The sequence below is a fragment of the Rhodococcus pseudokoreensis genome (assembly GCF_017068395.1).
In the GTDB taxonomy this organism is placed as follows: domain Bacteria; phylum Actinomycetota; class Actinomycetes; order Mycobacteriales; family Mycobacteriaceae; genus Rhodococcus_F; species Rhodococcus_F pseudokoreensis.
In genome coordinates, this window is sequence record NZ_CP070616.1 from 48,849 (window position 1) to 63,529 (window position 14,681).

Genomic DNA, 14,681 nt, shown 5'->3' on the forward strand with positions numbered 1-14,681 from the left:
GCCTGCCGACGGGGGTGACACACCACCGCCCGTGGATTGTGGATCCAGAATCACGATCCCCGCTATACTGACATCCGAGAGAGCTGCCGGACACCCGGCGGTAGCTCTCGGACCAGCGCGGGTGTCGGGTTCATCCCGCCACCCGCGATCAGTGGACACAGCGGAGGGCCCATCATGTCTGAGCAACTAGCCGACGGCACGACCGGCTTCGCCCTGGGAGAGTCCGTCCTCGGCGAACTGCCGCCGCGCGACACTACCGCCCTGGTCCGTGGGGTGCGAGACCGACTTCGGCTGGCCATCGCACTGGGGGAGATTCCCTCCGGGTCCCGACTCAATCAAGTGCAGCTGGCCAAACAACTCGGCGTCAGCCGTATGCCGATCCGGACCGCGACCGCAGAACTGGTGGCCGAAGGACTGCTCGAGGTCGTTCCGGGCGGCGGGGTCGCGGTGCGTCAGTTCACCGAACGCGACCTGCGTGATGTGTTCGAGGTGCGTGGGGCGCTCGAATCCCGTGCGGTACGACACGTCGCCGAGCATCAGCCCGTCTGGGGACTGGCCACCATCGACAAAGTGGTGGAGACGCACAAACCGTTGGTGCCGACCTATGGGCCCGCGCAACTGCTCGCCGCGGACCGCGAGTTCCACATGTCGATTCTCGACGCCACCGAGAATTCGTTCTTCCGGCGTTCGATCATGCCGGTGTGGTCGACGGTCGAGCGGGCGATGGTTCAGGTCCTCCATCTCCAAGAGGTCTTTACCTCCGCCTGGGACGAGCACGAACAGATCGTGCAGGCGATGCGCGCCGGTGACCCGGAGTTGGCCGAGGCCCGATTGCACCAGCACCTCGAGCACGCCGCTTCGGAATTGGCGAAGGTCATGCCCCCGGAGGACCGTGTCGCTGCCGCCGACCAGGGCTGATCGCCGCTCAGAGTAGATACGCGGACTCGACCTCGGCCATCGCGTCGAGGAAGGTCTGGGTCACCGGTGACCAGAGCGGCGACCACCGTCCTGCCGTCAGGTCGCCCCGAAGCTCGGTCACCAGGTCCGCGACGGCTGGTCCGCCGTCGGGCAGGAACCGCACCATGCCCAGCGGCATGCACGTAGCGGCGATCACGGTGCACAGTTGCTTGGCGTCAGCGGTCCGGCCGGCGCGCACCAGCGCCGCGACGTACAGCCGCTGCGCGTGTAACAGGGCACGAGGCCGCGCTTGCCCCTCGAGATCGTCCACCCACTGCCGAGCCCACCGACAGGCGAGTTCCACCTGGTCGGCGGTGGCGGCCGATCGCAACAGGGCGCGGATGAGGGTCGCGTCGCCAATCTGTGCGGTAATCGCCTCGATCCCGTCCAGCGGAGGGCGCGGCCACGGCGGCGCCGCGGCGACGACCGGGGCGTCGACCAGACCCAGCCGCACCATCTCCTGCTCCACCGCCGCCTGCAACCGGCCCAGCTCCATCGAACGGGCTATGCGCGCACCCTCTCTCAGCCGACGCAGCGCCTCGTCCCGATCGCCGCGCAGCGCTTTGATCAGACCCCCGGTCACATACCGGGCGAGCTTGAAGTCGACGATGCCGGCCTCCGCTCCCAGCTCATACCCCTCGTCGAGGAATCGCTCGGCCTCTGCGATGTCACCACGCTCGTATCGGAGCTGACCGAGCAGACTTCCCGCGAGGCGAGCAGGATGCGAATGGATGCCGCCGGCCCGGCGGGCGACGCGGAGTGCTCGCCGAAAATTGTCCTCGGCGCTGTCGAGGTCGAGTTGCTCGTAATCGGTGAGACCGAGACAGCACAACCCATGCACCGCGTTGTACGGACCACGATTGCGTTCGTGATAGGGCTGGGCCCATTGCTGGAAGCGGCGGGCGGCATCGAAGTCGAAATGGTAAATGGCACCGAACGTTGCAACATTCGCGGCGACCGAGGCGACCCAGGGGCGCAGCGTGTCCGGCCGGGTCTGGCAGACCGCGACGAGTTCGTCGAGTCCCTCGATCCGGTCGGCGCGGATCTCAGCTACCCCCGTCACCACCACAGCTTCGGTGCGCAGGTCTGCGATCTGGGATTCGGTGAGCGAGGAGTCGGTCAGTGCAGTCTCGGCGCGGTCGAGTGCCCGGCGCATCTCGGCCGGTCGGTGCAGCAGACTGTTCGCCCAGGCCAGCGCAAGTTGAAGGCGTGGCCGGGTATCGACCATCGCCGGGGGAAGCTTTTCGACCAGTCCCCGGAGAGTGGCGATCTGGGAATCCTCGAGCAGCTCGACGCCGTCGACCTCGATGATCTCCGCTGCGGATTCCGGGTCCCCCGCGGCGAGGAAGTGATTGATCGCCTCATGGAGCGATCGATGATCGCCGAACCACTGTGCCGCAACAGCGTGCAGCCGGCCGAGCCGTCCCGGGTGATCGCGCTCGAGGCGCTGCTGGAGGAATTCGGCGAACAGATGGTGATAGTGGAACCATCGCCCTTCGTCGTCGAGGCGGCGCAGGAACAGATCGCGCCGTTCGATGTCCTCGAGCATCAGCTGTGCGCGACCGGGCCGGGTCTGTGTCAGCTCGGCCGCCAGATCTCCGCTGATCCTGGTCGGCACGGAGGTGGCCAGCATGAACTCGAGCAGATCGGGATGCAGGGCGTCGAGGACGTTCTGGGCGAGGTAGTCGCCGATGGTGCGATGCCTGCCGGACAGGTGGGCGATCAGCTCGGCCGGTTCGTCGCAGTCACGCAGCGACAGGGTGGCCAGATGCAGCGCCGCCACCCAGCCCTCGGTGGCGTTCGTGAGATCGATGACCGCGTCATCGTCGAGGGGAAGGCCGCTGACGTCGCGCAGCAGGGCGCGCGCTTCCTCCTCGTCGAACCGCAGTGCCGTCGAATCGATCTCGACCAGTTCGTCGCGAACCCGCATGCGGCTGGCCGGAATACCGGATTGTGTTCGACTGGTGATGACCGTTTGCAGGTGATGGCAGCCGTGGTCGAGGAGGAACTCCATCGCCGCGACGGTGGATGGGGCGGTGATGCGATGCCAGTCGTCGACGATGAGCACTATCGATTCGCCGTCTGCATGAATCTGGTTGACCAGCTCGGTCAGCACGTACTGTTCGGCGTCGGCGCCGTAGTGCTCGAGGGTCTCGCGCAGCTCCCGGGCCAGGGTGGGACGCGTCTTGCGGAGCGCCTCGATGACATGGGAGAGGAACCACACCAGGTTGTTGTCGTCGTGATCGACGGTGAGCCAGGCGACGGAGGTTCCGCTCTCGGTCAGGAACTCGCCCCACTGCGCGGCAAGGGTGCTCTTTCCGAAGCCCGCCGGTCCGTGGATCACGGTCAGGCGACGGCGACCGCTGGTGCGGAGCAAGTCGATCAACCTCGACCGCTCGACCATCGGGCGTACCGCACGGGGCGGCCGGAAGCGGGTCGCCGGTGCCGGCGGCGGGGTGGTATTGGCTCGCCGGTACGCCCTGTAGGGGGAGGTCGCGTCGCCGCCGGTCGATCCTCGGGTGACGTGCGGGTCGTCGGGATCGACCGCCAGCGCCATGTCGTCGACCGGCAACCCGTGACGACTCTGGGTGCGGCGGAGGAGTTCGCCGAACGCGGCGGCCGTGGGCGGCCGCATCGACCCGTCGCGGGCCATTGCGCATTCGATGCAGTCACGGACGTCGCCGGGGATGTCGTGTCCGTGCAAATCGGGAAGAGGGTCGGTGGTGGTACGCGCCAGCTGGGCGAGCAGGTGCTCACCGCCGCGGCGTTCGAAGGCGGCATGACCGGTCAGGGCGCAGAACAAGGTCGCGCCGAGCCCGTACACATCGGACTCGGGTGAGGCGGGGGCGCCGCTGAGCACTTCCGGTGCGGTGTAGGCGGGAGAGCCGGCGATCACCCCGGTGGTGGTTTCGAAACCCCCGGTGATGTGTGCGACACCGAAATCGGTCAGTTGAGGCTCGCCGTACTCGGTGAGCAGGATATTCGCCGGTGTGACATCGCGGTGCAATGTCCCGGCCCGGTGGGAGGTCTCGAGGGCGCCGGCCATCTTCACCCCGAGCGCAACAACCTCGGCCCATGGCAGCGGGCCGTGGGCGCGGATCCGGCCGTCGAGGGAATCATGCCCGAGGTACTGCAGCACGATGAACGGGCGACCGCTGGCGAGGACTCCGGCCTGGAAGACGTTCACGATGTGCGGGTGCCCCGATACCCGCCCCATCGCTCGTTGCTCGCGCAGGAATCGTTCCCGGGTGACCGCGTCCAGCGTCGTGGTCAACACCTTGACCGCGACGACCCGATCGAGCCGAGGTTGACGACACCGGAACACGGCCCCGAATCCACCGCTGCCGATCGCCTGCGCATCGTGGAGGCCGGCGTCTCGCAACTCGACAATCAGAGCGCCTACCCGGTCATCTCCGGTAGCGGTGGGATCGTCGGCGGCCATGCTGGGCCCCGTACTCCGGTGGATTCGTCCGTATCGGTGCGTTCATCCGGTCACCTCTCGGCTGTCCTCATCGAGGGTAATCCTGGAAGCGCAGATCGGTGTGAACACCGACCCATCCGATGCAGCGAAGGGGCACCGGCACCTAGCTCCCGCCGTTCCGGCGCCGCTGCTTTCGGTGTAGGCGGGCCCGTTCGGGGGCGGAGGTGCCACCCCAGACCCCGTGCGACTCGCCGACGCGGAGTGCATGGTCACGGCATCGTTCCCGGACCGGGCATTCCCCGCAGATGGCTCGCGCCCTGCGCTCGCGCCGGATCCGCGCGCCCCTCGTTTCGCTGTCGGTGCCGAAAAACGTCTCGGTTCCCAGTGACCGACAGCGGGCACGCAGTTGCCAGTCCCACTGGTCGGTGCACGCGCGGAGGGATCCGCGGCCCTCACCGGCTCCCGCATGTGTTGTTCTCACCTGTCGCACCACCCTCCGGGATTACTGCGTGGCCTTACACGGCCGCGTCGGCCCGGGCGTGGACAGCGGCATGGGTCCGCCGCGCGGTCAGGTATCCGTCGGCGTTGGCCCGAATGTGATCGACTTCCGCCTCGGTGAGTTCGCGGCGCACCTTGGCGGGAACACCGGCGACCAGCGAGCGCGGTGGCACGACCATCTTCTCGGGTATCAGCGCGCCGGCGGCCACGAGGCTGTCGCGGCCGATCTCGGCGCCGTTGAGGACCGTCGCGCCCATCCCGATGAGAACGTTGTCGCCGATGCTGCAGCCGTGGAGGGTGGCATTGTGTCCGACGGACACGCCGGAGCCGATGGTGGCCGGGCTCCCGGGATCGGCGTGCACGACGCAACCGTCTTGGATGTTGGTACGGTCGCCGATGGTGATCGTCGTGGTGTCGGCGCGGATGACGGCGTTGTACCAGATACCGACCTCGCAACCGATGGTGGCAGCGCCGATCACGGCTGCGGACGGTGCGATCCAGGACTGTTCACCGATCTCGGGAACGGCGGAGTCGATTGCCAGAATCATCAATTCACGGCCTTTCGGTTGTGGGGTAGGTAGGTGCCGCATACTGCGGACGGATCGAGGATGCTCGGGTCGTGTACGGCGTGGACGATGGTTGCCGTCGCCGGCACGGCCGCCGGCAATGCCCGTGGCACTCACGAGACCGCCCGGGGCCGCGCGGGAGGCCACGAGCGGGCGTGGAGTTGGCTGCGGATCGTGCGTTTGACGACCTTGCCGTAGCCGGATTTGGGCAGCTCGTCCCAGAGCAGAAAGTGCCGGGGCAGTTTGTACCGGGCCAGCCGCGGTTCGAGCCATCGACGTAACTCGTCCGGGTCGAGGCAGGCTCCGGGGACCGGCACGCAGATCGCGACGCCCACCTCACCCCACACCGGATCGGGCATCCCGAGAACCGCGGCCTCCGAGACGTCGGGGTGCTCGAGCAGTTTCTCCTCGATGTCGCGCGGGTAGATGTTCGAGCCCCCGCAGATGTACATGTCCGAGGCGCGTCCGGTCACGTACAAGAAGCCGTGATCGTCGAGGATCCCGAGGTCGCCGGTGCGGAACCAGCCGTCCCGGAATGCGGCGGCGTCGGCGGCGTCGTTGTTGAGATATCCGGCGAACACCGCCGGTCCCGCGACGCAGATCTCGCCCTGCCGGCCGGCGGGGAGTTCGTGACCGGTCTCGTCCTGAATGCTGACCTGCATGCCGGTGCGGGGATATCCGCACGTGCCGATCTCGACCCCGTCCGGGCTGGGGTGGTCGTGCAGCCGGGGCGGTAGGACGGTGATGTTTCCGGTGACCTCGCCGAGCCCGTAGTACTGGACGAGAACGTCGCCAAGGACACGGCGGGCATGCTGCTGGTCCGCGGCATACATCGGGGCGCCGGCATAGATCACGTGCCGCAGGCTGGAATGGTCGCGCACCCCGGCATCGGGGTGTTCGGCGAGTAGCTTCAAGATGGTCGGCACGGTGAACATGTTGCTCACCCGCTCGCGCTCGACGAGCTCCCACACCTCGGACCCGTCGAGCGTGCCCGACCGGGTCAGCACCGTGGCGGCGCCCACGGCGACCTGCGGCAGGACATGGGTGCCGGCACCGTGCGAGAGCGGAGCCACCACGAGCGACACATCCCGCTCGGTCAGGGCCGGCATCAGGTCACAGAGGTGATTGGTCAGTACGAATCCCATCTGGTCATGGGTGAGGATCGCCGCCTTGGGGGCGCCGCTGGTGCCGGAGGTGAAGAAGTACCACGCCGGGGCACCGACACGGACCGGCGCATCGGTGTACGGGATGGGTGATCCGGCCGCGGCGACGCCGTCCTCGTCCGTCGGATCGGCGCCGATCCACAGGATCCCGGCGGGCAGGGGGATCTCCGCGGTCACCGCGGACGCATGCTCGGGGAAGTCTCGGTGGCACACCAGCGCGACCGGCCGGCAGGTGCGCGCGATTCCGGCCACATCGGCCGGTGTCACCCGCACATTGGTGGGGGCCAACACCGCGCCCACCCGCCACACCGCGAACATCGTCTGGACATACTCGAGGTGGTTGGTGCTGTGGACGAGCACGCACTGTCCGGGACGCACCCCGCGCTCGTGCAGCAGGTGCGCGAGCGCGCCGACCGCGTCGTCGAGTTCGCGCCAACTCCACCGAACTGGGCCACTGACCAGTGCGGTCGATTCCGGCAACCGGCGTGCGGTCTTGGTCAACGTGTGCGCGAGGTTGACCGCGCGAGTCGCACGCGGGCTCACCGGGTCTGCTCCAGAACCGTCGCGTAGTTGGTCACGGCTGCACCGCCCATGTTGAACACCGCTGCCCGCCGCACCGTCGGCAACTGCATCTGCCCGGCCTCACCGGTGAGCTGCATCGCCGCCAACACGTGCTGGGACACACCGGTAGCGCCGATCGGGTGCCCCTTCGACTTCAATCCTCCCGAGACGTTCGTCGGCAAGGCCCCGGTGCGCTCGGTGATGCCGGCATCGATGACCAGCCCGCCCTTGCCCTGCTCGGCCAGCCCGAACGCTTCGTACTGCATCAGTTCGGCCTGGGTGAAGCAGTCGTGGGTTTCGAGGAGATCGAGGTCCTCCCGCGAGATCCGGGCCTCGTCGAGTGCACCGCGGAACGCCGCCTGCGCCCCGGCGAAGAACAACGGGTCCCGCCGCCGTGCCAACGGGAGCGGGTCGTTGGCCTGTGCCCGTCCACGCACCGACACCGATCGTCGCGCGGCCCGGGCCACCTCGGGGGAGGCGACCACCAACGCGGCGGCCCCGTCGGACACGAGCGAGCAGTCGGTGCGCAGCAAGGGTCCGGCGACCACGGGGTTGCGCGTGCTCGGTGCCGCGCAGAACTCGTATCCGAGGTCTTTCCTGATGTGTGCGTAGGGGTTTCGTACGCCATTGCCGTGGTTCTTCGCGGCGATCCGGGCGAGGGAATCGTGCTGGTCGCCGTAGCGCCGCCCGTATTCTTCGGCGAGCCGACCGAAAATCCCGGCGAAGCTTCCCGCTCCGGCCTCGGTCCGGCGATGTGCCGCGCCGAGCAGGATGTCCCCGACATCGGCGCCGAGCACACCGGTCATCTTCTCGGCGCCGATCACCAGCGCCACCCGAGCACGGCCGGACTGGATGTGATCGAGAGCGGCGAACAATGCGGCACTTCCTGTGGCGCAGGCATTTTCGACGCGTGTCGATCGAGTCCGGGCAAGTTCGGGGTGACCGACCCCGACGAGGGCGGCCTCGAAACTCTGCGGCGAGAACCCGTTGTTGAACACGCCGACGTAGATGGCATCGACATCCCGGGGCTCGACACCTGCGTCGTCGAGCGCGGCGACCGCTACCTCGGCGATCAATTCTTCGACGTCCGGCAGGTCGAGCTTCCCGAAGGGGGTGTGCGACCAGCCGACGATGGAGGGCATATCTGGCATTGGTTCGAACGCCTCCGCAGTGGGGGTAGGTGGAATCGAGTGTCTGCCGACCACGAGCGCCGCCACGACCGCCCTTGCCGGGAATCGACTGCGGGCTCCTGCCTCTCGGGACGGGAACACCGTTGCGGAGCTGACCTCGGGTTTGGTCGCCTCAGGAACCGAGTCGACCTACCCGGAGCATTGGTGGGCACGGGTGCCGAGCGGGGCGATGGAACCCCAAACCGGCGGGACCCTGATTTCGGCGGGACACCGGCCATCCGGGACGGGAGGCTTCGACAATGCGGGGACAACTCGGTGGCCCCTGCGCTCCGACGCGGGCATACGCGATCCCGCACGGGCCTCAGCTCACAGTTCGAGGACGAGCCGGCTGCACTTGGACCGCGAGCAGCACAGCATCATGACCTCGTTGGACTCCTTCTCCTGCTCGGTGAGGTAGGAGTCGCGGTGATCGGGTGTGCCCTCGAGGACCACGGTCTCGCAGGTGCCGCAGGTGCCCTCACGGCAGGAGGTGGGAACGTGGACACCGGCGGCCTCGAGCGCGTCCACGATGGACTCCTCCGCCCCGACCGTGACGACGATGCCGCTCTCGTCCAGTTCGACCTCGAAGGAGGTGTTCGGCCCGTCGAGGGCGCCGGCCTTCGGTCGGAACCGTTCCACGTGCAATGATCCCGAGGGCCAGCCGTGGCACCGTTCCTCGACGGCGTCGAGGAGTACGCCCGGGCCGCAGCAGTAGACGGCCACGTTGTCACGAGGTTCGCCGAGGAGTGCTTCGAGGTCGATGATGCCGCAGTTGTCCTGGGGCCAAAACGTCACCTTGTCCCCGTGCTCGGCGAGGGCCTCGGTGAACGCCATCGAGGTCTGTGTGCGCCCGCCGTACACCAGTCGCCACGGTGTCCGCGCGGCTTCACACCGGGCGATCATGGGCAGAATCGGGGTGATCCCGATCCCGCCGGCGATGAACAGGTACTCGGTCTCCTCGACCAGGGGAAAATTGTTGCGCGGGCCCCGCACCCGAAGACGGTCACCGACCGCGAGGCGGTCGTGCACCCATTCGGACCCGCCACGGCTCTCCGGTTCCCGCAGCACGGCAACGCGCCAGGTGCCGTGGTCGTCGGGATCACCACACAGTGAGTACTGGCGTTCGAGTTCGGGGGACAGGAGCAGATCGATGTGCGCCCCGGGCTCCCATCGCGGCATCTTGTCGCCATCGGCGGGCGCGAGTTCGATGGAACGGACTCCGTGTGCTTCGTTGGTGACGCTGACGATGATCGCCTCGAGTTCGGTGACGTCACCGCTATGGACATGTGTTTTCACTGGTGCCATCCCTGCAAGAGAATCGACTTGGGCATCTGGCCGACCACATCGGTGATCGTCGTTGTCGCCGTCGGCAACGAGTCCGTGACGACAGTCGCGGTGGGCCGGACCGGTGAGGTGATCGGAGATCGAGTCACCGGCCCGGCCCACGACGAGTGTTCGGGCAGCTACGCCGTCGTGGCGGGCTGGGTGTCCGCGCACGGTGTCGCGGTGGGCCGGTTGCGCTGAGTGCCGGCACGCCGACGGCTGGTGTCGACGACGACGACGTCACCTTCGATGGACACGGCGTACCCCTCCATCACGTGCGGTCCCTGCTGCACCCCGCCGTCGGGATCGACCACATCCTCCGGAGCGCCGGGCATGACCTCCACCTCGTACTTGCGTACCTTGGTGTTGCGCGGGTCGTACCAGGACTGGCCGGTGCGGATGTCGAACTCCCACTGGTGCCAGGGGCACCGCAAGGACTTCCCGCGCTGGTATTCGATGGTCTGGTCGGGACCCTCCGCGGCCGAGACACCGAAGATGGTGCCGTGTTCGCACAACGCGGCGCCGGCGTGCGGGCACTGGTTCAACAACGCGAAGTACTCGCCGTCGAGGTTGAACACGCCGATAGAGCGGCCTTCCAGTTCGATGATCTTTCGCTGGCCCGGCTCGATCTCGGTCGCGTCGGCCACTATGTATTTCGTCATTACTCTGTCACCTCGAGGCCGAAGAATTTCTGGCCGTTTGTGCGAAGGATCTTGTCCCGCAGATCCTTGGGGAAGCTCGGGGGGAACACCGTTTCCGGCGAATCGAAATCGAAGTGCGGGTAGTCGGACGCGTACAGGACGTTGTCCGCGCAGAATTCTTCGACCATCTCGGCCAGGTGCGCCGGGTTGTCCGGCTCGTCGATCGGCTGAGTGGAGGCCCAGATGTGGTCCTGGATGTACTCCGACGGTTTGCGCTGCAGGTCGGCGACCTCGCTGCGCAGTGTTTTCCAGTGGTACTCGAGCCGCTGCAGCAGCGACGCGAAGTGGACCACGTTGCCTTCGACGAACATGATCTTCAGGTCCGGGAACCGGTCGAAGGTGCCCGTCAGGATCAGGCTCAAGACCTGGGACTGGAAGCTCTGCACGTGACCGACGTGGTATTCGGTGTGGTACGAGGTCCAGCCGGTACCGGTGTTGGCGTGACCGCCGCCGGTGGACAGGTGGAACTGGAACGGCAGTCCGGCTTCGACCGCGGCTTCGTAGAGCGGCCAGTAGCGGCGACTGCCGAGCGGTTCGAGCGTCTTGCTCAGGCCGAGGATGGAGACGACGCCGGGGTCGGAACCGACCCGCTTGATCTCCTGGATCGCGAACTCGGGGCAGTCGAGTGTGACCGGAATGGCCGCGCGCAGACGCGGCTCCGGGTACACCAGGTGCTCGAGCTGCCAGTCGTTGATCGCGCTGCACAACGCGGCACCGAGCTCGGGGTTCAGTGCCTGGCTGGCCGGGTTGAGGGTCTGACCGCCGGGCGCCAGGCACTGCAGGACACCGAGCTGAACGTCGTGCAGGTCCAGCAGCTGCTTTTGGATGAGCCCGAGGTCCGAACCCGGGTATCCCGAATCGGGCCAGGCGTCGGCGCGCATCGCGCCGCCGTACATCTGCGGGTACTCGCCGATGGACTGGAGACCGTTGGTGGTGCGCACTCCGTACTCGCGGATGTGATCGCGCCACTTCTTGGGCAGGTAGGTGTTGATCAGACCGTCCCGGGGCACCGGGTGGATGTCGACGTCGATGACTCCGGTGTCGACCACAGGAGCGCTCAAGGAGCCGGCTGCGTGCTCGATGGTGGTCATATCTATTCCGCCTTTCCCGAGGTGGTGGGTACTACGAGGTTGTAGAGATCTGCGGCGTTCTGTCGGTAGATGCGGTCGAGCAGCGCACCGTCGTGGGTTCCGCTTTCGATGTCACGCGGCCCGGAGTGGTGGTTGTGCGGGTAGTCGCTCGAGTACACGAGCATCTGATCCGAACCCATCCGATCGACGATGCTGTCGAGACGGCCCGGCTCCTCGGCACCATCGGAGGGGGCGGTGGTGAAGCGGACGTGCTCACGGATCAGCTCCGACGGAAGTCGGTCCACCCAGGGCAGGTCGGGGCGGTAACTCTTCCACAGTTTGTCGAACTTCCACAGGAACGGCGGAAGCCAGTTGAAGCCGACCTCGGTCACGACGATCTTGGTGGCCGGGAACTTCTGCAGGATGCCCTCGGAGACGATCGAGCAGAGCTGGGCCTCGAGGTTGGCCTGTTGCCCCACGTACCACTCCAGGTAGGTCGTCGGCCAACCGACCGAGGTCGGCGCCTGCCGGAAGACGCCGCCGATGTGGATGGCGACGGGCAGGCCGGCCTTCTCGGCGGCTTCCCAGATCGGCCAGTTGCTCTCGCGACCGAGCAGAGTCTCCGACTGCCCGAGGAGCAGTACCTGCACGAATCGGTCGTCCTGGGCCGCCCAGTACGCGATCTCGTCAGCGGCGGCGCGGGGGGTTCCCATCGGCACGACGATCGAGGCCCGCAACCGCGGATCGTGGTCGAGCCAGTCCCGTGCGATCCACGTGTTCAGCGCCCGTGCATGGGCCGCCTCGCGTCGTGGCTGATGGATCTGCTGGACCGCGTACAGGCAGTTCAGGATCGCGAAATCCGTGAACCCGTCGGCGAACACATCCTTGACCAGGCCCTCGACCGTGGTAGCCGCGCGTCCTTCCTTGTCCTGCGTGGCGTCGGGGCGCTGCGCGATGGCGGAACCGCGCGGATGGTAGTTGGGTTCGTAGGTCGGGGACAGTGCCGCGACGAGCTGGTCGCCCCAGTACTCGTCCAAGTAGGGGAGGAGCGCGGTCGACGAGGAGAGAATGGGGTGCACGTCGCAGTCCACCACTGCTGGTCGGACGGACTGTGTCACGGTGTGGGCATTCTCGGCTACAACGTTTGCAACCATGGTTTTGACGCCACCTAACCTTTCCGATGGCTCGCGAAGGCACGCGAGGTTGAACTGGGGCCGGCTACAGGGCTGAATTTGTGCCGGGAACTGTGGGGCATGAGCCCGTGGAAGAGAATGTCCGTCTTCCACGGCTGGAGTGAGTCGGCTACGAGAGCGCCAATTATGTTTCGCCGCTTTCGGATACGGGGTTCGTCGTCAGTTCCGGATCGAGTCGGCTACCGTGCCTCTCGGACCAAGACCTTCTGTTCATCCACTCACCTGTCGGTGTGCTTCATTGACGTGTTCCGTAAGGATTGTTAGCCTCATCACTACGTGGATCCAGGGTCCAGGATACACACACCATCGAACTTTCGACAAGACGCGGGGGCGACCGCGCCGAGGACGAAGACGCAACGGGCAACCGCCCTGAGGAGTTGATCTTTCGTGCCAGAACTCGACCAAAAGTCGGTAGAAAAACCGGTAGCCTCGCCCGTAGTGGCTGGATCTACCGCGTCGCACTCGGCGAAGAAGACGAGCCTGCGTCGCGTGGCCGCAGCCAGCTCGATCGGAACCACGATCGAGTACTACGACTTCTTCATCTACGGGACCGCCTCAGCGCTGGTGTTCCCGGCCTTCTTCTTCCCGGGCGCGGACCCGGCCATCGGGACCATTGCCTCCTTTGCGACCTTCGCGGTGGCGTTCTTCGCCCGACCGGTGGGAGCAATCCTCTTCGGACACTTCGGAGACAGGGTCGGGCGCAAACGCACCCTGGTCTGGACGTTGCTCATCATGGGTTTCGCCACCGTCGGCATCGGTTTCATGCCCGGTTACGACGTCGGAGTCTTCGGCTTCTTCGAAGGTGGCATCGGAATCTGGGCCCCCATAATCCTGGTAGCCATGCGTTTCCTGCAGGGCTTCGCCGTCGGTGGCGAGTGGGCCGGCGCGACACTGCTCACCGCCGAGTACGCCCCCGAGGGCAAACGTGGGAAAATGGCGATGTATCCGCAGCTGGGCCCGGCATTCGCCTTCTTCCTCGCGAGCGGAACCTTCTTCATCGCCTCGATCACCATCGGCGCCACCAGCTCGGCCTTCCTCACCTATGGCTGGAGGATTCCGTTCATCGCCTCGATGCTGCTCATCGCCGTCGGCATGTGGGTGCGATTGGCGGTCGAGGAAACTCCGGTGTTCAAGGACCAGCAGAAGCAGCAGCAGGCGCAGGCCGCTGCCACCACCGGCCACCACAAACTGCCGTTCGTCGAGGTCATCCGCGTCCAATGGAAGGAAATCGTGATCGCGGCGGGGGCGATGGCGACCCTGTTCTCGCTCTTCTACATGGGCACCGCATTCCTGACCAGCTACGGCACCGGCCATCTGGGCTTCAGTCGCACGATGATCCTCGGGATGGGGATGATCGCCTCGGTCGTCTTCGGACTGGCCACCGCAGCGGCGGCAATCCTGTCCGACCGGATCGGGCGCCGCAAGATCATCCTGGCGGCGGTGGCAACCGCAGTGCCGTGGACGCTGATCTTGTTCCCGCTCCTCGACACCGGCTCGCCGATCGCGTTCCTCATCGCCGTCACCGGCACGCTGGTCCTCTACGGCGTCGCCTACGGACCCACCGGAGCGCTGTTGCCGGAAATGTTCCGGGCCCGGTTTCGATACACCGGGGCGGGCCTGAGCTACAACCTCGCCGGCATCCTCGGTGGCGCGATACCGCCGCTGCTCGCCGCCCAAATCGTCTCGACCCACGCAAGTATCTGGGTGGGCGTGATGCTCGCGGCGCTGTCGGCGATCTCCGTGGCCTGCGCCAGCGCCATTTCCGAAACCAAGGACCGCGACATCGAGGCGGGCCTCGTACCCGAGGACTGACCCACACGGCGGACACGACCGTCGACGCCTACAACTGAATATCGGCGCGAAAGCCCGGGGCCGAGCGGTTGGCCCCGGGCATTCGCGCCGGCTCGGTGGGGAAGCTCGCCGAGCGGACGGGCTCGACAACCAGTGCAGCCCTGGTCCGTCACAGCGGAGGAGCAGACTGTGGATTGACTACACCTCGTCTTCCCGTTAGCGTGGAAATCTCTGGATCCAGGATTCACTGCTATCCAAGAATTCGGAC

General features: G+C 66.7%; 12 protein-coding genes. 3 read left to right on the top strand and 9 right to left on the bottom strand.

The annotated features are described in order from the left end of the window. The first annotated feature begins 174 nt into the window (after positions 1–174). On the top strand, positions 175–918 hold the full coding sequence (locus JWS13_RS04030; RefSeq protein ID WP_206004601.1) for a GntR family transcriptional regulator: 744 nt from the start codon (positions 175–177) through the stop codon (positions 916–918). Between the two features lie 7 nt (positions 919–925). On the opposite strand, the gene JWS13_RS04035 is transcribed toward JWS13_RS04030, so the two are convergent. The 6 genes from JWS13_RS04035 to JWS13_RS04060 all read right to left on the bottom strand — a co-directional run bounded on the left by JWS13_RS04035 (position 926) and on the right by JWS13_RS04060 (position 9,631). Further along, positions 926–4,399 (bottom strand): serine/threonine-protein kinase, encoded by a 3,474-nt coding sequence (locus JWS13_RS04035; RefSeq protein WP_206004602.1) that lies wholly within the window; start codon positions 4,397–4,399, stop codon positions 926–928. Positions 4,400–4,541: 142 nt separating this feature from the next. Then, positions 4,542–4,871: a WhiB family transcriptional regulator gene (locus JWS13_RS04040; protein WP_338050643.1), complete on the bottom strand. Its 330-nt coding sequence runs from the start codon at positions 4,869–4,871 to the stop codon at positions 4,542–4,544. Positions 4,872–4,893: 22 nt separating this feature from the next. Next, positions 4,894–5,424 carry a gamma carbonic anhydrase family protein gene (locus tag JWS13_RS04045; RefSeq protein ID WP_206004604.1) on the bottom strand — a complete coding sequence of 177 codons (531 nt, stop codon included), beginning with the start codon at positions 5,422–5,424 and terminating at the stop codon, positions 4,894–4,896. Between the two features lie 131 nt (positions 5,425–5,555). Next, on the bottom strand, positions 5,556–7,148 hold the full coding sequence (locus JWS13_RS04050; RefSeq protein WP_206004605.1) for an acyl-CoA synthetase: 1,593 nt from the start codon (positions 7,146–7,148) through the stop codon (positions 5,556–5,558). After that, a complete protein-coding gene (locus JWS13_RS04055; protein WP_206004606.1) occupies positions 7,145–8,317 on the bottom strand; it encodes a thiolase domain-containing protein in 1,173 nt (390 codons plus the stop codon). The genes JWS13_RS04050 and JWS13_RS04055 overlap by 4 nt, the downstream gene beginning before the upstream one ends. 345 nt (positions 8,318–8,662) lie before the next feature. Then, positions 8,663–9,631, bottom strand: a complete 969-nt coding sequence (locus JWS13_RS04060; protein ID WP_420854992.1) for a PDR/VanB family oxidoreductase — start codon at positions 9,629–9,631, stop codon at positions 8,663–8,665. Between the two features lie 27 nt (positions 9,632–9,658). On the opposite strand from JWS13_RS04060, the gene JWS13_RS04065 reads away from it, so the two are divergent. Beyond that, complete coding sequence (locus JWS13_RS04065; RefSeq protein ID WP_206004608.1) at positions 9,659–9,859, top strand: hypothetical protein; 201 nt, start codon at positions 9,659–9,661, stop codon at positions 9,857–9,859. Here the strand turns inward: JWS13_RS04065 and JWS13_RS04070 are convergent. From JWS13_RS04070 to JWS13_RS04080, 3 genes are read right to left on the bottom strand one after another with little or no spacing between them, the layout of a single operon-like run. Further along, on the bottom strand, positions 9,799–10,320 hold the full coding sequence (locus tag JWS13_RS04070) for a Rieske (2Fe-2S) protein (RefSeq protein ID WP_206004609.1): 522 nt from the start codon (positions 10,318–10,320) through the stop codon (positions 9,799–9,801). The two genes, JWS13_RS04065 and JWS13_RS04070, sit on opposite strands and share 61 nt — an antisense overlap. Next, positions 10,320–11,450 (bottom strand): amidohydrolase family protein, encoded by a 1,131-nt coding sequence (locus JWS13_RS04075; protein WP_206004610.1) that lies wholly within the window; start codon positions 11,448–11,450, stop codon positions 10,320–10,322. The genes JWS13_RS04070 and JWS13_RS04075 overlap by 1 nt, the downstream gene beginning before the upstream one ends. A gap of 2 nt (positions 11,451–11,452) precedes the next feature. Continuing rightward, positions 11,453–12,547, bottom strand: coding sequence for an amidohydrolase family protein (locus JWS13_RS04080; protein ID WP_241032075.1), 1,095 nt, complete (start codon positions 12,545–12,547; stop codon positions 11,453–11,455). A gap of 513 nt (positions 12,548–13,060) precedes the next feature. Here JWS13_RS04080 and JWS13_RS04085 point away from each other — a divergent pair. After that, a complete protein-coding gene (locus tag JWS13_RS04085; protein WP_241032076.1) occupies positions 13,061–14,434 on the top strand; it encodes an MFS transporter in 1,374 nt (457 codons plus the stop codon). Positions 14,435–14,681 lie beyond the last annotated feature (247 nt).

Bases quoted from the DNA above. Each gene is read 5' to 3' on its own strand.
- JWS13_RS04030 (WP_206004601.1), top strand. From the start codon at position 175: ATGTCTGAGCAACTAGCCGACGGCACGACCGGCTTCGCCCTGGGAGAG.
- JWS13_RS04035 (WP_206004602.1), bottom strand. From the start codon at position 4,399: ATGGCCGCCGACGATCCCACCGCTACCGGAGATGACCGGGTAGGCGCT.
- JWS13_RS04045 (WP_206004604.1), bottom strand. From the start codon at position 5,424: ATGATTCTGGCAATCGACTCCGCCGTTCCCGAGATCGGTGAACAGTCC.
- JWS13_RS04055 (WP_206004606.1), bottom strand. From the start codon at position 8,317: ATGCCAGATATGCCCTCCATCGTCGGCTGGTCGCACACCCCCTTCGGG.
- JWS13_RS04070 (WP_206004609.1), bottom strand. From the start codon at position 10,320: ATGACGAAATACATAGTGGCCGACGCGACCGAGATCGAGCCGGGCCAG.
- JWS13_RS04075 (WP_206004610.1), bottom strand. From the start codon at position 11,450: ATGACCACCATCGAGCACGCAGCCGGCTCCTTGAGCGCTCCTGTGGTC.